Raw genomic sequence first — 19040 nt, 5'->3', positions numbered from 1 at the left:
TTGGTAGTCAATTCCTAATAGTCTTTTAGTTTGTTTCGGATATTTTTGAATGTATTCCCAAGTGTAGTTTTTCATGGCTTTTTTTGATTTACTATTTGTTTTATTATATCCTATTATTGTGATTTAATTAAATTATGGAGATGTCTATTTATCTCGTTCCCCGGTTTTACCTGGGAACCCTTGATTCAGGTTCTACCTGATAACTGTTTACTGATAACTGTTCACTGAAATTCCAGTTCTTCTTAAATACTACTTTAAGGTAGAGACTTAGATATTAAGTAGGTAGTTGTTAAAAATTGTCAGACACCCCCCTTATTAAGGGGGGCAGGGGGGATCGAAGACAAAATCTATCTTCAATTTAATTAGAACCACTTACTTATCAGCTTAATTTTCTTCCTGCACTTCTGGGGTTGGTTGTGGTAAACGAGCGATAAAATCTTTCATTTGGGGATGATTAAACATTTTCTCCGTATCTTGCAGAAGACGTTTACCCCAGAGATTTTCCCCTAAAAATTCCAGACTGACATAACGACTATCGCTAGTGAGAGCGGCCTGAGCTAATTTGATGCCCTCCTCAGTTTTCCCTTGACTATAAATAGCCACCGCAATAGCTAACTGAGGTTCCGGCTGTTTAGGATCGATTTTCAAAGCAGCCCGCCAATCTTTAAGAGCCGCTTCCTTATCACCCTGTTCGTATTTAACTAAACCAATATTATTGATAGCGGGCCAAAAATCTTTATCTTGACTAACAGCCTTTTCGTAAGCTGCAATCGCCGCAGGATATTGTTCTAACTTGAGATAGGAATTACCGAGATCAAAAAGAGCGGGGGAGATATCGGGTTTCATTTGCAAACCCGCTTCAATTTGGGCAATAGCAGACTTGTAATCTTGATTCTGAAAATAGGCGCTACCGAGGGAAAATTTAATATTAGCGTGGGCATCGGCGGGAGCAAGGGACAAAGATTGATTTAATGCCTCGATACCGAGTTGCACCTGATCGTCTTGCAGATATAAACTACCGAGAATAAACCAAGTTTGATAGAGATGGGGGGCTAACTGCACCGCTAACTTAGCCCGTCCGAGGGCCGCATCGGTACGGCGGAAACGAGCTAATTGGATGGCATCCTCAGCGATTTCAATTCCTGCTTGTTCCATCTGTTCTAACTCCGGTTCGATGGCGTAGGGGAGTAGTGCTTGGGAAAAAGCCAGCGGGCTGCCAGCGACGAAAAAAATGAGCAAAGAAATGATTAATCTAAGTTTTGGCACAGTTTACCCCCGCGATAGGCCTTTTTTAATCAGTCTATCTCGCTTGGGAGTTGTTGGCTAAAGAAACAACAAAGGCAACTCTAGAGACGTTAGTATATAACCAATTACTTTTGGCTGATCGATGGCAATAAGCGTGTTGGGAAAATCAAATCGCCCCCTATTTTGGATATTCGGACTCATGGCTAGTGGTTTTCTGGCGGTGGGAGTGGTTTCTTATCGCTTGCTGCAAACTCCTCCTCCTGCCCTAGAATTGGCGAAAATGACCGTTGCTGCTCAACGGGAAACCCTCGCTGTGGAAATTAAAGCTAGTGGTAGGGTGGAACCAATCCAAAGTGTCAACATTAGCCCAAAAAACCCTGGCCGATTAGTGCGATTATTGGTGGATCAGGGCATGATTGTTAAAAAGGGACAAACCCTCGCGGTCATGGATAATTTAGAGGTGTATGCCAAGGGAATGCAGTCAGAAGCGCATCTGCGGGAAGCTCTAGCCAATCTGGAACAGGCTAAACGCAGCATTCCCGAAGATATCCGGCAATTACAAGCCCGATTTTATCAGGCCCAGGCCAGTTATAAGCAATTAGAAGCCCGTTTAGCTCAGGCCAAAGAAAGAATTCCTAAAGATTTAGACCAGCTGCAAGCTCAGGTACAAGCAGCCCAATCCCGTTTTCGACTAGCAGAAAATCGGGTTAAACGCAATGAAAATTTAGTCCGGGAAGGGGCGATCGCTCAAGACCAATTTGATGCCGTCCTCAATGAATATCTCAACGCTAAAGCCAATTTAGACGAATCGATCCGCCGTTTGGAACAAGCAGATAAAACCGCTTCCCCAGAAGTGGCCGGAATTGAGCAGGAAATGATAGGAGCGGCAGCAGCGATCGCAGAAGCGAAATTTGCCCTCGAACAACGCCAAAAAACCCAAGAAACCGAGCTGGCTCGACTAGAATCATCTGTAGCGGCCGCCAGGGCCGATTTAGAGCAAATTAAGATTCAATACCGCGATACAGTCATTACTGCTCCCTTTGATGGCATCATCACCCAAAAATACGCCACCGAGGGTTCTTTTGTCACTCCCACCACTTCGGCCTCCAGTACCGCTTCCGCCACTTCCACCTCGATTATCGCCCTAGCATCGGGATTGGAAGTGATTGCTAAAGTGCCGGAAGTAGATGTGGGTTTATTGCAGCGCGGCCAACCAGTGCGAATTGTCGCCGATGCTTTTCCTGAAGAAGTCTTTGAAGGTCGAGTTATTCTCGTGGCTCCTGAAGCAATTATCGAGGATAATGTCACCTCTTTTGAGGTCAGAATCGGTTTGGTGACGGGACGGGACAAACTCAGATCGAAAATGAATGTGGATGTAACTTTTGTCGGCCAGCAGTTAGATAATGCCCTCGTTGTGCCGACTGTCGCCATTGTCACCCGGGAAGGCAAGTCAGGGGTTTTAGTTCCCGATGCCGAAAATAAACCCAGTTTTAAACCCGTTTCGATCGGTTTGGTCCTAGACGATAAAACCCAAATTTTATCAGGTTTGGAAGCCGGAGAAAAGGTCTTTATCGATCTCCCCGAAGGGGCCGAAGATACCTCGAAAACTAATCAAAAATCTCAATAATTTTTCTTAACAAATATCTCCAAATTGTCTTTTTTATGATCGGGCAGGATTCAGGAGAGAGGGGACAGGAGACTATTTTTGTTTATTCTTCCCACACCCCACACCCCACACCCCACTTCCCAATTCATAATTCATAATTTATAATTCATAATTCTCCTATATGTTTATCATCGAAAGTTTAAAAATGGCCGTCTCCACCCTAGCGGCCAATAAAGTGCGTAGCGGCCTGACCATGTTAGGAATTATCATCGGTAACGCTTCGGTGGTGGCCATGATTGGTATTGGCCAAGGGGCGCAAACCTTAGCCAATGAGCAGTTTGCTAACTTGGGTCCCAATACTCTTTTTGTGGTGCCGGGGTCGCGACAAGCACGCAATACCACCGTTAATTTACCGAAAACCTTGGTTTTAGCCGATGCTCAGGCGATCGCCGAACAAGTTCCCACCGTCGCTGAAGTCGCCCCGGAAATAAACGCTCGTTTCCTGATTTCCTATCGTAATCGCAACATGACGGCTCTAGTCACGGGAAGCACCCCAGAATACGCTTCTGTCCGCAATTTTACCCTAGAAAAAGGTCGTTTTATCAATAATATCGATCTAGCCCGCAACAAACGGGTAACGGTAATCGGCACTGAAGTGGCGGCGCAACTTTTCCCCACCCAAAATCCCCTCGGTCAACAGCTGCGGATCAAAAATCTCAGTTTTGAGGTGATCGGGATTTTAGAGGCGAAAGGCTCCTTTTTTGGCAATAATCAGGATGAAATGCTGATTATTCCCCTTAGCACCATGAACTCGCAACTGGTGGGCAAAACCGGACCCTACGGTGTTGAGTTGAGTTGGATTAGTCTCACCGCTCGATCAGGGGAGGAAATCCGCGCAGCTAAGTTCCAAATCCAGAATCTCCTGCGTTTACGCCATAAAATCGTCGCTGAGGATGATTTTCGCGTCGAAACTGCTAAACAGATGATCGAAATCTTCGGCACGATTACCCAGGGTCTAACCCTACTTTTGGCTCTAATCGCCGGTATTTCCCTAATTGTCGGGGGTATCGGGGTGATGAATATTATGCTCGTTTCGGTTTCGGAAAGAACCGGGGAAATCGGACTAAGAAAAGCGATCGGAGCCAGAGAACAGGATATTCTCTTACAATTCCTGATTGAATCAACTCTCGTTTCCATCGCCGGCGGTGCGCTTGGTATTCTCTTCGGTGCAGGAGCGATCGTTCTCGTCTCCAGTTTCTCTCCCCTGGCTGCCACTGTTTCCACCAGCGCCGTCGCCCTGTCTTTGAGCGTTTCCACGGGTATCGGTCTCTTTTTCGGCGTTTTTCCCGCCTATCGTGCCTCTAAATTGGAACCGATTGTCGCCCTCAGAAGTGTCTAATTTTTTAAGTTTTTTCGGGGACGTTTTTGGCAAGGATTGCCTTTATAGCTAAGTAGGTAGGCGTTAAAAGTTGTCAGACACCCCCCTTATCAAGGGGGGCAGGGGGGATCCCCCCGCCTATCGGCACCCCCCTTATCAAGGGGGATCCCCCCGCCTATCGGCACCCCCCTTATCAAGGGGGGCGGGGGGGATCGAACCTAAAATCCATTTTTAATTTAATTATAACCAGCTACTTAAGTTGGGGTTTAATGTGTGGGACGGATTTTATAGTCCCGATAACGACGATAATCATTGAGAATGCGATCGTGATCAAAGCATAAAGGTTGGGGGAATTCCCAGAGATGAAAAATCCCGACTTTTTTGGCATCATCGGCAGCGATCGGTTTTCCTTTTGCCGTGGCGATAAAAACGATACTAATGGTGTGTTGACGCGGATCGCGGTTAGGATCGGAATAGACGTGAAATTGCTCGATTAACTGCACCTGCAAGCTGATTTCCTCGTAAGCTTCCCGAATTGCCGCCGTTTCCACCGATTCGCCGTAGTCCACGAATCCCCCCGGAATTGCCCAGCCAAAGGGCGGATTTTTTCTCTCAATTAGTACGATCGGACGGTGGGGCGAGTCGATCAGTTCGATGATAATATCAACAGTAGGGGCAGGATTGCGATAGTTTGTCATTTTTTTCAGTTATCAGTGAACAGTTAAGTAAGTAGTTATAATTAAATTGAAGATAGATTTTGCCTCTGATCCCCCCTGCCCCCCTTGATAAGGGGGGTGCCGATAGGCGGGGGGATCCCCCCTGCCCCCCTTGATAAGGGGGGATCAGACAACTTTTAACACCTACCTACTTATCAGTAATCGGTCAATAATTTCATTTAAGACTCATAACCTTACAATCGAATGCTTTCTAACCAGTCACTGATCAGGGATCACTAACAAGGAGGGGAATAAAAGTTGTTAGAAAATGCCAAGAAAATTACGGTTATAGGTGGGGGAATTTGGGGACAAACACTCGCTAATTTGGCTAGACGTAATCACTTAGCTGTTAGGGTTTGGTCGCGTCATACTGGGGAAGATTTAGGGGCTATTATAGCAGATACTGATGTAATTATTTCAGCAGTTTCGATTAAAGGAGTTGTTCCCACGATCGAACAATTACAGCAATTACAATTAAATTCTTCCACAATTATCGTCACCGCCACTAAAGGATTAGAGCCAATCACCACTCGTACCCCTTTTCATCTCTGGAATCAAGCTTTTCCTGCTAATCCCCTTGTGGTTCTTTCCGGTCCCAATTTAGCTAAAGAAATTAATCAAGGTTTACCCGCTGCGACGGTGGTAGCAAGTTATCAGCAAAAAGCAGCAATATTGTTACAAAAATTATTATCTGGGGAATCTTTTCGGGTTTATCTGAATAGCGATCCCTTGGGGACTGAGTTAGGTGGCACTCTTAAAAATGTCATGGCGATCGCTTCTGGGGTTTGTGATGGTTTACAGTTAGGTACTAATGCCAAATCTGCCCTATTAACTCGCGCTTTACCGGAAATAATTCGGGTGGGAACTTGTCTAGGAGGTTGTCAAGAAACTTTCTTCGGTTTATCGGGTTTAGGGGATTTATTAGCTACCTGTAATAGTCCTTTATCCCGCAATTATCAAGTGGGTTATCAATTAGCTTTAGGTTTATCTTTGCCGGAAGTTTTAGCGAAATTAGAGGGAACTGCCGAAGGAATAAATACCACAGAAGTTTTGATGAGAATTGCCCAAGAAAAAAATTTATATGTACCGATTACCTGTCAAGTTGATCGTCTTTTGCGCGGGGAAATTTCTCCGCAAGTTGCCGTTTATGAATTAATGCGTCGCGATCTAAAAGCAGAATTTGATTAAGAGACAAGAGATTTTTTAGTAAACAGTAAAAAGTAATCCGTGAGTGGTTGGGGAGTGGGGACGAAGGTTTAACGCTTTGCTTTGTTGGTTATCTTAGTCATCAATAAAGTATCAAATAGCCCCAACGGGATTCTCCATTTTTTTAGATAAAGATAGTGAGTTAAGCAAATTATTGTTATTAACAAATATTTTACACACTTCATACAAGATAAGCACTATGGCTCACCACCACTACCCAATCATTACCCGGTTGCTTTTTTGCTCGATCGATTTTTATAACTCCCCTAATGGCTTCAATTATTATTTACTCAGACTGAGACTCAGGGAGTAACTTAGGTTGAAATAATTGGGAAGGAACAAAACGAAAACCGCTTTGATCTTCTTGACGAATTAATAATCCTTGTTCTTCCATCGATTTAAGTTGGGGCAAGAGAGCAACAAAGGTTATAGCATCAAGTTTAGCCAAAGTTTGATCAGAAATATTCTCACTAATGCCACCGGCTTGATGAGCAACGTATAATAAATGACGAAACTGAGGACTTAAATAATCAGTAAAGTCTTTTTGAAGGATTTGCCAAATTGAATAAAAAGCAGTTTCATCAATAATTTCATATCCTTCTGAAGCAGCTTGCCGTAATACTTTTTCACAGATAGTATTCAGTTCTCGAGGAATTCCTTGAGCGTAACCCGTAATTAAATTGATGACTTCCTCTGTGAAAGGATAGGGATCATTTCGCTGTTCGTTTCTGGCACTATTAAGATAATTAATAGCAATGTGACGTAAATCATCTTGACTCATGGGTTCAAGGGGAATATCTTCAGAAAAGATACCAAGGGCTTTTAAGGTTGCTTCTTGAAACTCGGTAAAGCCTCTTCCTGTCATAATAAATCCCCGATGTTTTCCCATCCGAAATAAATCTAAACTACTTTCTAAAATTGTCTGGACAACAATGGGGTCTTTTTTGTCAAAATCATCAATAGCAATAACAATACGAGAATAAATTTCTTCGGCTCTATTTAATAAACGAATGAGTAAAGGATAGGGATCAGCATTGGCAGTGGGAGTCAGTTGATTAGCAGGGGATTCTTCCTTTTTGCCAAAGGATAAAAAGCCTAATTTAACTTGTCCTTCAGTAGTGGTTTTATTGCGTTGAATAGAATACCCTAAAAGCGTATTAGCAATGTCTCTTGATTCTTGATCACTATCCGCTAAACTATCGGCTACAGCTAATAATAAAGCACGATAAAATTCCGTGGAATTTTCCCCAGGGATACTGCTAATATAAAGCAATAACATTTTTTCATTTAATTGGTTAACTTCCTGTTGTAACTGGTTAATTAAATTAAAAATCAAAGCAGTTTTACCAATACCCCAAGCTCCCCTAACTAAGATATTACGTCCTTCATAGAGGGTCGGAATAACGACATCTAAAACTTGATCGCGTCCATAAAAAATCTTTGCTAATTTTTTGCGATCATCGGGGGGAGTTGGTCGAAAAGGATTTTCTATAAGTCCCCATCTTTTGAGAGTTGATTGATAACGGCTGAGTCTTGACATTTTTTACGCAGATTGTAGAATTTTTAGTAGATAATTAATTTCCTCTAGTCGTTCTGAATTATTTTTTTCTTGATAATATGTTTGTGCCTCTTTTAAATGACTACAAGCTTGGGAAATCTTGCCAATTTGTATTTCTAGATTGCCCAGTGCAGTTGTCACAGAAGCCACATTATCTTGATCACCTAAACGACGGAATAGACGTAAAGAATCTTTAAAATAAAGTCTTGCCTGTTCGAGCCTACCAGTGCGATGATAGAGACGGGCAAGTTCCAATAAAATTGGAGCCAAACTACTAATATCCTTTTGTTTTTGATAAAGTTGCTGACAATTTTCTAAGTGTTCAATAGCTTCTGTATAATATCCGCCCTCAAATAAAGCTTTTCCTAATTGATAGGAATAGTTAAAATATAAGGTTTTGTCTTCGGTTTTTTCAATAATTTCTCCAGCTTGTTTATAAGAGTTAATTGCTTGTTGAATGTCTGTCACTTTACCAAGAAGTTTAAATCGTTCTCTGAGAGTATTGGCTAAATTATATTGTGTCTCTGCCCAATCTCCTGGAAAGGCTTGACGGGTATAAATTTTTAAGGCTTCTTGATAACAGACAATTGCATTTTCGATATTCTCGGCTTTATTGCCTCTAATTCGTTCACTATAAGCATTGCCTAAATTATTTTGAGTAGTTGCCCAGTCAAGAGGAAAGGCATCAAAAGTACGAATTTTTAAGGCTTCTTGATAACAGAAAATTGCGGTTTCTATATTCTCTACTATGTCTCCTTTGATTCTGTTTATGTAAGCAGTCCCTAGATTATTTTGTGTTACTGCCCAATCTTCAGGAAAAGCATCACGGGTCAACACTTCTAAAGACAGGTTATAAGCAACAATCGCTAACTCTAGATTATCTGCCTTTTCCCCAAGAATGCGCTTACTATAAGCATTACCCAGATTATTTTGTGTTACTGCCCATTCATAAGGAAAAGCATCACGGGTATATACTTCTAATGACAGGTTACAAGCAACAATAGCTAACTCTAGATTATCAGCCCTTTCTCCTCTGATGCGCTTACTATAAGCATTCCCCAGATTATTTTGTACCCTTGCCCATTCATAAGGAAAAGCATCACGGGTATAGACTTCTAAAGACAGGTTACAAGCAACAATAGCTAACTCTAAATTTTCTGCCCTTTCCCCTCTGATGCGTTGACTATAAGCAGTCCCTAGATTATTTTGTATCCTTGCCCATTCATAAGGAAAAGCATCACGGGTATAGACTTCTAAAGACAGGTTACAAGCAACAATAGCTAACTCTAAATTTTCTGCCCTTTCCCCTCTGATGCGTTGACTATAAGCATTCCCCAGATTATTTTGTATCCTTGCCCAATCTTCAGGAAAAGCATCACGAGTATATACTTCTAAAGACTGGTTATAAGCAACAATAGCTAACTCTAAATTTTCTGCCCTTTCCCCTCTGATGCGCTTACTATAAGCATTCCCCAGATTATTTTGTATCCTTGCCCATTTTTCAGGAAAAGCATCTAAATTCACATAAGCTTCAGCGCGTTGTTCATTCATTGCTTTGATTGTGATTGATGTGATGGACTATGATGTTTTCGACAGACCGACCCTATGAATACTAATAAAAAAAGGTGGGTTAAGTCCCACCTTGATAACTTAGGATTTTTGGCTGAAATAGGCCTCTAGCGCCTCATTGATGATTTGATTCATCGGCCGTTTTTCCGTTTCCGAAGCTTCCTTGAGACGGACAAACATTTCATCGGGGACGCTGACACGGTTTTGATTTTTACGCACGCGTTTGGGTTTTGATTCAGTAGTAGTAGTTTCGGTCATTTTAGGTGTGTAGGTGGCTGAAAATGCTTGTAAAGCAGGGAAATTGACTCGGTGACAGAATTCTCCGAAGGTTTCGTTATTTTGTTGATCCTGTTGGAAGTAAACGAAAATCGGTTCTAAGACCTTTTCTAGATCATCGATCGCCATTTTATCCAAATAGGGGCGCGCTAGTCGAGTTTGATCGGCTGTTCCCCCTAACCAGAGTTGGTAGGAATTGGGAGCGCTACCCACAAATCCTAATTCTGCCATATAGGGACGCGCGCAGCCATTAGGACATCCTGTCATGCGGATGACAAATTCCTCTTTGCTTAATCCTAAGCGATTAAGCAGAGTGCGAATGCGTTCAATCACGCTGGGTAAAATTCTTTCTGACTCAGTAATCGCTAATCCACAGGTGGGCCAAGCGGGACAGGCCATGGCATAACGGGTTAAAGGGTCAATTTCGGCGGGATTGGTGATAATTCCGTGTTCTTTCAGGATCGCCTCGATCGCTTGCTGATCCTTGGGTTCAATTTCGTAGAGAATGATATTATGGTTAGCCGTCAAGCGCATGGGTAACTGAAAACGCTCGATAATCACTTTTAAGGCGGTTTTTAGCTGAAAACTGCCTTCATTTTTGACCCGGCCATTCTCCACAGAAAGACCAAAAAATAATTTTCCGTCTCCCTGTTCATTCCATCCCAAAAAGTCTTGATATTTCCAATCGGGGAGGGGTTGGTAGGGGGCAATTTTTTGGCCGAAATAACTCTCAACAGTGCTGCGGAATTTTTCTACTCCCCATTCTTCGAGGATATATTTCATTCTCGCATGACGACGATCTCCGCGATCGCCGTAATCCCTTTGGGTTGCTACGATCGCTTTTACCAGATCGTACACATCTTCTTTGTCCACATAACCGATCGGATCGGCCATTCTGGGGAAAGTTTCTTCCTTATTGTGGGTTCTTCCCAGTCCACCCCCCGCAAGGATGTTAAAACCCTGTAATTGACCGTTTGCGTCGGTAATCACCACCAAACCGAGGTCATTGGTGTAGATATCGATGGAGTTGTCTCCGGGTACGGTGACACCGATCTTGAACTTACGGGGCATATAATGTTGACCGTAGATCGGTTCGATGGGATCGTTTTTGTTAATGCCATTTGTATCTTTTTGTCTCGATGCCTTGACTTCTGGCGCTTCTTCTGCACTGATAACTTTTTCGCCATCGAGCCAAATTTCGTAGTAAGCTCCAGTTTGGGGACTGAGTAAATCGGCGATATTATTGGCATATTCCCAAGCATAGCCGTATTCGGGGCGATTTTTGTAGGGGGCTGGCGGTGCGGTGATATTGCGGTTAACATCACCACAGGCCGCTAAAGTGGATCCCATACTGCGGATAATTTCCCCGAGGGTAGCTTTGAGATTTTTCTTTAAAATGCCGTGTAATTGGAAGCCTTGGCGAGTTGTCACGCGTAAAGTGCCGTTACCGTAGCGATCGGACAAACTATCAAGGGTAAGATATAGTTGCGCGGGAATAAACCCCCCCGGACTGCGGGTACGCAACATCATTTGATAGTCTTTTTCTTGACCTTTGGCTCTATTGTCGCGATTATCCTGTTGATAGGAACCGTGAAACTTGAGGATCTGCACCGCCGCATCGGTAAAATGGGTTGTATCTTCGAGGAGTTCACTGGCCAAAGGTTCTCGTAGATAATTACTGCGTTCTTTGATACCTTCGACTTTAGAAACCTTGGCGGTAGGAGAAATAGGAGTTGTAACCATCGTCTAACAGCACGATAACCTGTGGATAGGTCTTAGGAATAGGAATTTAGACAAGCTCGATCGATCCTAAGAAGTTTTACTAAGATGATCTCTAGAGTTCGTTCCAGACTCTGAGGTTAACAGTAGCGATCGAGACCTTAATTCTATCTTAGCTTCTTACCGTACCCCGCGAACGCCACCCACCGATCAACTTTTTATGACCAATTCTCCCAACATTAAAACGGTTATTAGTCAAGAACCCTACATTATTCTTAACAATCAGGGAGAAATTCTCCCTTCTATTAATCTGAGTCGTCCTAATTATAAATTGGGGCGAGATGGTCAACAGGTGGATTTAGTTGTTCCCCAACACTGGACGGTGGTGAGTCGAGTACAAGCTTGTTTTCGTCGTCAGGGAGATGATTACTATATCTACGATGGAGACGGGACTAATCCTAGTTCCAATAAACTTTTTATCAATAATCGCGTGATTACTCCCAAAGAGGGCTATCTTTTACGAAATGGGGATGAGATTAATATCGGTCAAGATGTCAAAAATTCGGTCAAGATTACCTATTATCATCCTAACCAACCAGTAAAAAGCCCACCTTTAGCTTTTAAATCGGTTTCCCTAAGCAATCGCAGTGTAGTTTTAGGACGAGATAATGCTGCGACTGTGGTTTTAGACGCTCCGACAATTTCCCGACAACACGCGATTATCGACATCGATAACCAAAATCGTTATATTCTCTACGACAAAAGCACCAATGGAGTCTTTATCGACGGAGAAAAAGTATCGGGTAGTGCCATTCTAACCAACGGTTGTACAGTGAGAATCGGCCCCTATAGTTTTAGGTTGCAGGGAGATGACTTAGTTTTATTAGATACGGGGGATAATATCCGTCTAGATGCCGAAAATATCGTCAGGATGGTGCGGGATAAAAAGAAACAACCTTTGATAATTCTCAATCATATCTCCTTACCGATCGAACCAAGTCAATTAGTGGCGATTGTTGGGGGAAGTGGTGCGGGAAAATCGACTTTCTTAAAGACTTTATTGGGAATTGAACCCACCACATCGGGAACTGTTTATCTGAATGGGGAAGAGCTGCGCCAGAATTTTAATATCTATCGCACCCAAATCGGTTATGTTCCCCAATACGATATCGTCCACAGGGATTTAACCGTGGGAGAAGTGTTATATTATGCTTCTAAATTAAGGCTACCTCCGGATCTTAATTGCCAAGAAGTGATCGAGAAAACCCTGCAGCAGGTGGAATTATTAGAAAGAAGAAATACTTTAGTCAGAGACTTAAGCGGTGGTCAGTTAAAAAGGGTGAGTATTGCGGTAGAATTATTAGCCAATCCCAAATTATTCTTTCTAGATGAACCCACCTCGGGATTAGACCCCGGTTTAGATAAAAAGATGATGGAATTGCTGGCAAAATTGGCCAAAGAAGGCAGAACAATTCTCCTAGTTACCCATGCTACTAATAATATCAATCTCTGCGATCGATTAGTTTTTCTTGGTCAAGGGGGCAATTTATGTTATTTTGGTTCTCCGGGGGAGGCCTTAAATTTTTTCTCTTTACCTCAGGGGGATTTTGCCGATATTTATATTCATCTGGAAACTAGCGAAAAAGTTGAGCAAGAATGCCAACGTTTCCAACAATCTGACTACTACAAAAATAATATTGAAGCAAGAATCGGTAAAATATTTCAGCAAAATAATAGTAAACCGCAACAGGTTCAACAATCTTTTTGGCTACAACTACAGGTTTTATGTCAACGCTATAGCCAATTAATTATCCGCGATCAGGTTAGTTTAATTTTATACCTATTAACCGCCCCGATTGGAATTTTCTTAATGGCTATGATTTTACGGGGCAAAGATCCTTTATTTTTGGCAGATAATGCTGGGACTGAAGATGCTATCGAATCGGCAACTTTAGCCTTAAAAACTCTCTTTGTGTTCACCTGCGCGGAATTGTGGGTAGGTTTTGCCTGTTCCCTACAGGAAATTGTCAAAGAATCGCCAATTTATCAGCGAGAAAGATTAGTTAATCTGGGATTATTACCCTATTTATTCTCAAAAATTCTGGTTTTAGCAGCCGTAGCTTTTCTGCAAACAATTGTAATTACCTGCGTGATATTTTGGGGATTTACTGACCCGCAACCGGAATTAATGACCTGGTTAATTGGCTGTTTTATCACCACATTTTTAACTATATTTGCGGCGATTAATCTCGGTTTATTAATTTCTGCTGGTGTTAGTAATATCACCCAAGCAAATAGCGCTTTACCTTTAATTTTAATCCCTCAGATTATCTTTGCTGGCGTATTATTTAGCTTAGAAGGTCTAGGAAAATATCTATCATGGTTGATGATTAGTCGCTGGTCGATTGGTGCCTACGGAGTATTAGTAGAGGTGGAAGATATGATTGCACAAGCAAAAAATCTTAATATCCCTTTACCCTTTGAGGATACCAATCAAGTTTATCAATTATCTATCAATAATTTGTTATTGAATTGGGGAGTATTAATTCTTCATTCTCTTATTTATTTCCTCCTTACCTATTGGTTGCAAAAAAGAAAAGATATTTTGTGATCTAAATTATGAATTATGAATTATGAATGATAAATTATGAATTATGAATTATGAATTATGAATGATAAATTATGAATTATGAATGATAACTGATAACTGATAACTGACTCCTAACCCTACTTAATTTAACTTCAGATCAAGAGCGATCGGACATTCCACTTTCGTTCCCCCTAAACCACAGTAACCGCCGGGGTTTTTAGCTAAATACTGCTGATGATAAACTTCAGCATAATAAAATTCAGGTGCGTCGAGAATTTCCGTGGTAATTTGACCATGGCCCGCTTTATGGAGAGCTTCTTGGTAGATTGATCGAGATTTTTCCGCTAATTGCTTTTGCTGGGGATTATAGGTATAGATACCCGATCGATACTGAGTTCCCGTATCATTACCCTGACGCATTCCTTGGGTGGGATTATGGCTTTCCCAGAAAACCTTTAACAGTTGTTCGTAGGAAATCACCCTGGGATCATAGACCACTAAGACCACTTCATTATGTCCGGTCATGCCGCTACACACTTCCTGATAGGTGGGATTGGGGGTGATACCAGCCGCATAACCTACGGCCGTGGTGTAAACACCTTCTAATTGCCAAAATTTCCGCTCTGCTCCCCAAAAACAGCCTAAACCAAACATTGCGGTTTCCATACCGGCGGGAAAGGGGGGCTGCAAAGGATGACCGTTAACGTAGTGGCCGCTAGGTACGGGCATTTTTTCCGATCGCCCGGGTAGTGCTTCCCTTGCTGTGGGCAAAGTTACTTTTTTTCCGAATCCGAATAACACCATAATTAAGAATTTGTCCAGAAAATTTTACCTTACTTTACATTGTCGCTTAATTTTGGGGATTTCAGTGATCAGATTTGAGTTTTCTGATTACTGTTCACTTAAAAAAGCTCCGTCGCTGCCGGTTCAAATTAACCGAAGTGAGGCATAAGAGTCAAAACTCCCAAGTCTAAATCTTTACTATCGATCGATTTTGCCTCGTAGAGGGCTAACATATCGTTTAATTGGGGATTACCGCAGGAGGAACCGGTTACGCCCATGGCAATAATCAAACCACAATAACCCTCGGTATTTTTGATGCGTTTTTGCCAATTGCGGCGAGCATTACGGTGGTCGGGATCATCTTGCTCGAATTCTCCAAACAGATAGAGATCACCGTTAGCCATTTTCAGAATCCCCAGATCATAACGGGTATCTTCTAAGGGATCTTCGCCGGGGTTAAAACCAATAGCCTCCAAACCGCCAGCTTGTTCGATTTTTTCGATCAGTTCCTTGGCTTTCGGTCGGGAGGTCTGGATCATGACCACGGGGAAACCCTCTCCTTTTGTCGGTACGGACTGGGGTTGATAATGGACTTTTGGACGACTGCGAATTTTATCTAATAATTGCCAGGGAACCATTCCCAGACTGAGATGTGCATTATCAGGGACTAGATTCTCCTTGAGTACGGATTCTTCCTCATCATCCTCATCATCCTCATCATCCTCATCATCCTCATCATCGTCGTCGTCGTCGTCCTCTAAGAGTTGCATAAATTCCGCACATAGATCGGGCATCGTGGCTACCGTCACCGCCACGGTTTCCCCTTTTGCTTGTTCGGGATCGATGGGAATGCGAAAACGACGCTGTAATTCTCCGATCGGTTCTTCGGATAAAGCGGATTGATTGCCTTTAAAAAAGCGCAACAGAGCTATTAAAGCTAAATATACCGTGATTGCTTCTTCTTCATCCAAGTAGGGGCGAATACCTTCGTAGGGATGCACGCTGCCGAAAACTGGATGGATTTGGGAGGGGGCAGCCGAGGCTAGATCGTAGTCATCCTCATCATCATCCTCATCATCATCGGCCAATTCGTAGCTTAAAAACCAGCAATCTTGGGAAAGAAAGGCCTTTTCTAATCTTTCCATCGATTTTTCTTCTAAAGCGGACTGCCGGAATTGTTTGAGGGATTCTAGGGAACGATAGAGAATGACTCCGTATTCCCGACCGAGCATTCCCATGACACAGGCGTAAAGATTCGGGAAATCGGAGCGATCGAGCTTAATTTGCAAAATATCGTAATCAGCTAAACAGGACCAGGGTTCAGCTTTCCAAATTTCGTGAGCGGTTTTCACTAAAGCGGACTGCCAAGCGGGGGGAATTGCCGGGGGGCGGTTATTTTGGAATTCCTCGAATCCGCGAAAGAGATCATCGATCAGGGGCAAACTGGGGACATAATCGATGGTGATATCGAGATCTTGCAGTACTCCGCGCAGAAAAAACTGTGTTTCTCGATCGCGGACGATAATTTTTTTCGGTCTGGCTGGCCGGGCGGGACTTTGCGGTGTTTCGATGGCGCGGATTAAGGTTCTGACCATGGCCTCTGGCCCGGTTTCGGGGGAAACTACTTCCATAGAGCGTACACAGCCCTCGCTACCATCCACCCAGATCACGCACTCGCCGCCGCTTTCTTGATTTGGTTCTAAGGTGGCCCGGGGCATTCTCTCGGATAAGGATAAAGCACGACGATCTCCTTCCCAAACACTGGGAATTTGGGGAATTTTTTTGAGGCGGCTTTGGGTTGTCCGGGGCAGAAGATTCATCGGGAAATTTAGGGGTAGCTGTGTTAGGATTTTAACCTTTTCTTTTCAAGGATTCCATAGAATTATTCTATCGATTTAGTCGATAACTTGATAAATAAACCGGAAACCTGACCAAGTTCCTAGATCAAAGGCGTATTCATCAATTACACTGCCAGAACTATCCATTTTCAAGCCTAAATCTAATTTTAGATCGCTCCAGAAAGCTCTGGCTATTTCTAGGGGGTTAGTCAGGGTGAGCAGTGGGGTGGCTTCTCCCTTGAGGCTTTGAGTGGCATTGAGAAGGGTCAAGGTTTTCGGGAAAGGATGGCGACTGAGGATCAGTATATTCTCTCTGATGCCCTTGGGTTGACTAATTTTCCAATGCCCTTGGCGGTCATTGGGGATGGTGGCCTTGGTTTTGGCCGCCACGACAAAGGGGGCTAATGGGCTGGAATTGGTGAAATTATCGGGGTTTTCTGAACAGGAACAGTATAAAAGCGGTTGGCGATCGCTGTTGAGGATAAGGATCATTGCGTAGAGGGGTTGTTCTTCTTGATTCTCGATTTGATAGCGAATTTCCGTACCGACGGGCAGAATTAAGTCATTTTTAGCGGTATTAGTCCCCCTGCTACCCGCAATTTTTTGGGTTGGCACTGTGGAGATATAGGTTTGATCGAGGCTTTCCAGGGTGACAATAACGGCTAAACCGGAGGATTCTTGATTGATCAACAAGTGCCACAATTTGCAGGCCAGCAGGGTTTCTAGTTGGGATTGCAGTCGTTTAATCCCCGATTTAATTGCTTCGTTGGCCGCCCCTAAACTACCGATAATTAGGGAGCCATTGGGAGATAATAACTGATAATTGCCAGTTTCTTCGCCACCAACTCGACTTAAGAGACAATCTACCGTTTGTTCGCCAATATTAACCACGGCGGCCACATCGGGCAAACTGGCAAAGGTACTGGTGGCATCTACCCGTTCAATCCGGGTTAAGTTACTATCCAAACCGACGATTAAGCCGATTTGACTGGGAAAAACCCGCAATTTTTCCTCTAGAATCTGTCCTATTTCTAGGGAGGCGGTTGCTGATAATAACTGGGCTTTGGCTTTTAAACCCTGACGGGAGAGAATTTTTAGGCTGATTTCCTGCCCAGTCGCCTCAATAAAGCTCAAACAGGAGTTAATCCCGTAATTTTCTAGGATTTCTAAGGGCAGGCCGACCAGATTGACTTCTAGGGTGCGTTCATCAATAAGATTTGTAACAATTGCCGCTCCACCCCTTGACTTTTCTGGCTGTATATGATATGGCGGCGCAGAATTATTTTGATTACCGGTCAGGATTGCCGGTTGCTGTTGTTGACTGCTGTGACTAGCGACGAGATGACGGAGATGGGGAAAAGCGATCGCAATTGTCGGACTGGGGGAAACTTGCCAGAGATACTGAGTGAGATCATAGGTGAATAAGCCGGCATTGGGGCTATTACCGCTCAATTCCAGGGCGATTTGCTCTGGTTTAGCGGCAGCGAGAATAACGCCGTTACTAGGCTTATTTTTGAGGTTAAAACGGGTTTTAATATCGGCAGCGAAAGTTAATTCGGCGGGGTTAGGATCAGTAATGGTTCTAGAATAGGAACGAATGCGGAGATTACCGAGATAGGGCTGAGGTTGGGGGAGATGACTACTATCAAAAATCAAGCTAAACTTATCCGTAGCTAGACAGCGAGCCATCAGCAGGATATTTTCCTTAAGTAAAGCATTTTCTGCCCCATCAGCAGTAATAAAAACTTCTTTTCTGTCCCCAAGACTGCCATAACCACTAAAGTGAAAAATGACCACATCCCCCAACCTGGCTTGGGCGATCAGGTGTTCTAAAAAAGCCGATTTGATCGCTTCTCCACTGGCTTGTTGTCCCGTTAAAGTCACTATATCAGCATCCTGAAAGCCAAAACGATAACGGAGAAGGTCTTTTTGTAACTCCACATCGGTAAGACAGCCATGCAGCGGCGGAATATTCGCCCCATACTGGTCAATACCGACTAAAAGAGCCAATTTTCGGGGATTAGGGGCGGCGAGAGCGGCCAAATGACGGTTAAGGGTTCCTTGACTAATCGCCAAAGTCAGCAACCCCCAACCTGTCTGCTGGATCAATTCTCGCCTAGTTATGTTCATCGAAAATTTTGGGTGGGAAACCCCGCCGTAGAACGGCGGCTTTACGTTAGAATTAAAAAGACCGTCTCGAAAACCAAGTGGGCGGACAGCACCTTGAAAACTCGGCTTAGGGAGTTCCGTTCAGAAAAGCTTGTCCGGGTAAAAAGTCGCGCGCAACAAGTACAAGAAGCGTTTAGTCAGAACCGTACCGTGGGACACACGGAATCGGGCTTCTGAAATGGAGCGAAAGTCTGTGGACTCTGTGTAAGACAGTACATGGTTTTTTAACTGTGGTATGCGACGGTGGTGGAAGCAGAAACTTAAATCGTGAGGTTTAGGAATCGCCGCACTTTTAGGGCGGCGAGGATGTCAAGATCCTTGCATGGCGCGGATTAATTCGGCAGCCACTTCTGGACGGGAGAATTCCGGAGGTGGTAATTCTCCTTT

Annotated in this window: 12 protein-coding genes and 1 pseudogene; 4 read left to right on the top strand and 9 right to left on the bottom strand. The window is 43.4% G+C overall.

The window, feature by feature from the left end:
- Together IM450_RS22560 and IM450_RS15125 are read right to left on the bottom strand one after the other, a co-directional pair.
- Positions 1–75 (bottom strand): annotated as a pseudogene (locus IM450_RS22560) (helix-turn-helix domain-containing protein); the annotation flags it as partial.
- Between the two features lie 309 nt (positions 76–384).
- Positions 385–1266 carry a tetratricopeptide repeat protein gene (locus IM450_RS15125; RefSeq protein WP_002803728.1) on the bottom strand — a complete coding sequence of 294 codons (882 nt, stop codon included), beginning with the start codon at positions 1264–1266 and terminating at the stop codon, positions 385–387.
- Between the two features lie 121 nt (positions 1267–1387).
- Between IM450_RS15125 and IM450_RS15120 the strand changes: the two genes are divergently transcribed.
- Both IM450_RS15120 and IM450_RS15115 read left to right on the top strand, forming a co-directional pair.
- The gene (locus tag IM450_RS15120; protein WP_287670602.1) at positions 1388–2872 is read left to right on the top strand and encodes an efflux RND transporter periplasmic adaptor subunit; all 1485 of its coding nucleotides are present in this window, start codon (positions 1388–1390) and stop codon (positions 2870–2872) included.
- Between the two features lie 160 nt (positions 2873–3032).
- Positions 3033–4250: an ABC transporter permease gene (locus IM450_RS15115; RefSeq protein ID WP_287670600.1), complete on the top strand. Its 1218-nt coding sequence runs from the start codon at positions 3033–3035 to the stop codon at positions 4248–4250.
- A 245-nt stretch (positions 4251–4495) separates the two neighbouring features.
- Here IM450_RS15115 and IM450_RS15110 read toward each other — a convergent pair whose 3' ends face one another.
- A complete protein-coding gene (locus tag IM450_RS15110; protein WP_002804545.1) occupies positions 4496–4927 on the bottom strand; it encodes an NUDIX domain-containing protein in 432 nt (143 codons plus the stop codon).
- A gap of 276 nt (positions 4928–5203) precedes the next feature.
- Between IM450_RS15110 and IM450_RS15105 the strand changes: the two genes are divergently transcribed.
- Positions 5204–6133, top strand: a complete 930-nt coding sequence (locus tag IM450_RS15105; protein ID WP_002804555.1) for an NAD(P)H-dependent glycerol-3-phosphate dehydrogenase — start codon at positions 5204–5206, stop codon at positions 6131–6133.
- A 304-nt stretch (positions 6134–6437) separates the two neighbouring features.
- On the opposite strand, the gene IM450_RS15100 is transcribed toward IM450_RS15105, so the two are convergent.
- The 3 genes from IM450_RS15100 to sir all read right to left on the bottom strand — a co-directional run bounded on the left by IM450_RS15100 (position 6438) and on the right by sir (position 11297).
- Positions 6438–7691, bottom strand: a complete 1254-nt coding sequence (locus tag IM450_RS15100; protein ID WP_287670597.1) for an AAA family ATPase — start codon at positions 7689–7691, stop codon at positions 6438–6440.
- 3 nt (positions 7692–7694) lie between these two features.
- Positions 7695–9260, bottom strand: coding sequence for a tetratricopeptide repeat protein (locus tag IM450_RS15095; RefSeq protein WP_287670595.1), 1566 nt, complete (start codon positions 9258–9260; stop codon positions 7695–7697).
- 99 nt (positions 9261–9359) lie between these two features.
- The gene (sir, locus tag IM450_RS15090) at positions 9360–11297 is read right to left on the bottom strand and encodes a sulfite reductase, ferredoxin dependent (RefSeq protein ID WP_287670593.1); all 1938 of its coding nucleotides are present in this window, start codon (positions 11295–11297) and stop codon (positions 9360–9362) included.
- 196 nt (positions 11298–11493) lie between these two features.
- Between sir and IM450_RS15085 the strand changes: the two genes are divergently transcribed.
- On the top strand, positions 11494–13884 hold the full coding sequence (locus tag IM450_RS15085; RefSeq protein ID WP_287670591.1) for an FHA domain-containing protein: 2391 nt from the start codon (positions 11494–11496) through the stop codon (positions 13882–13884).
- 120 nt (positions 13885–14004) lie between these two features.
- Here IM450_RS15085 and msrA read toward each other — a convergent pair whose 3' ends face one another.
- The 3 genes from msrA to IM450_RS15070 form a co-directional block, all read right to left on the bottom strand.
- Positions 14005–14667 (bottom strand): peptide-methionine (S)-S-oxide reductase MsrA, encoded by a 663-nt coding sequence (gene msrA, locus IM450_RS15080; RefSeq protein ID WP_287670589.1) that lies wholly within the window; start codon positions 14665–14667, stop codon positions 14005–14007.
- A 128-nt stretch (positions 14668–14795) separates the two neighbouring features.
- Complete coding sequence (locus tag IM450_RS15075; protein ID WP_287670587.1) at positions 14796–16466, bottom strand: DUF6930 domain-containing protein; 1671 nt, start codon at positions 16464–16466, stop codon at positions 14796–14798.
- Positions 16467–16541: 75 nt separating this feature from the next.
- Complete coding sequence (locus IM450_RS15070; protein WP_287670585.1) at positions 16542–18614, bottom strand: caspase family protein; 2073 nt, start codon at positions 18612–18614, stop codon at positions 16542–16544.
- Positions 18615–19040: the final 426 nt, after the last annotated feature.

The sequence above is a fragment of the Microcystis sp. M083S1 genome (assembly GCF_020246405.1).
Classification (GTDB): Bacteria; Cyanobacteriota; Cyanobacteriia; order Cyanobacteriales; family Microcystaceae; genus Microcystis; species Microcystis aeruginosa_C.
This window is presented reverse-complemented; position numbering and strand designations above follow the sequence as displayed.

Excerpts from the sequence above, each read along its gene's own strand:
- IM450_RS15120 (WP_287670602.1), top strand. The coding sequence starts at position 1,388 with ATGGCAATAAGCGTGTTGGGAAAATCAAATCGCCCCCTATTTTGGATA.
- IM450_RS15115 (WP_287670600.1), top strand. The coding sequence starts at position 3,033 with ATGTTTATCATCGAAAGTTTAAAAATGGCCGTCTCCACCCTAGCGGCC.
- IM450_RS15110 (WP_002804545.1), bottom strand. The coding sequence starts at position 4,927 with ATGACAAACTATCGCAATCCTGCCCCTACTGTTGATATTATCATCGAA.
- IM450_RS15100 (WP_287670597.1), bottom strand. The coding sequence starts at position 7,691 with ATGTCAAGACTCAGCCGTTATCAATCAACTCTCAAAAGATGGGGACTT.
- IM450_RS15095 (WP_287670595.1), bottom strand. The coding sequence starts at position 9,260 with ATGAATGAACAACGCGCTGAAGCTTATGTGAATTTAGATGCTTTTCCT.
- sir (WP_287670593.1), bottom strand. The coding sequence starts at position 11,297 with ATGGTTACAACTCCTATTTCTCCTACCGCCAAGGTTTCTAAAGTCGAA.
- IM450_RS15085 (WP_287670591.1), top strand. The coding sequence starts at position 11,494 with ATGACCAATTCTCCCAACATTAAAACGGTTATTAGTCAAGAACCCTAC.
- msrA (WP_287670589.1), bottom strand. The coding sequence starts at position 14,667 with ATGGTGTTATTCGGATTCGGAAAAAAAGTAACTTTGCCCACAGCAAGG.
- IM450_RS15075 (WP_287670587.1), bottom strand. The coding sequence starts at position 16,466 with ATGAATCTTCTGCCCCGGACAACCCAAAGCCGCCTCAAAAAAATTCCC.
- IM450_RS15070 (WP_287670585.1), bottom strand. The coding sequence starts at position 18,614 with ATGAACATAACTAGGCGAGAATTGATCCAGCAGACAGGTTGGGGGTTG.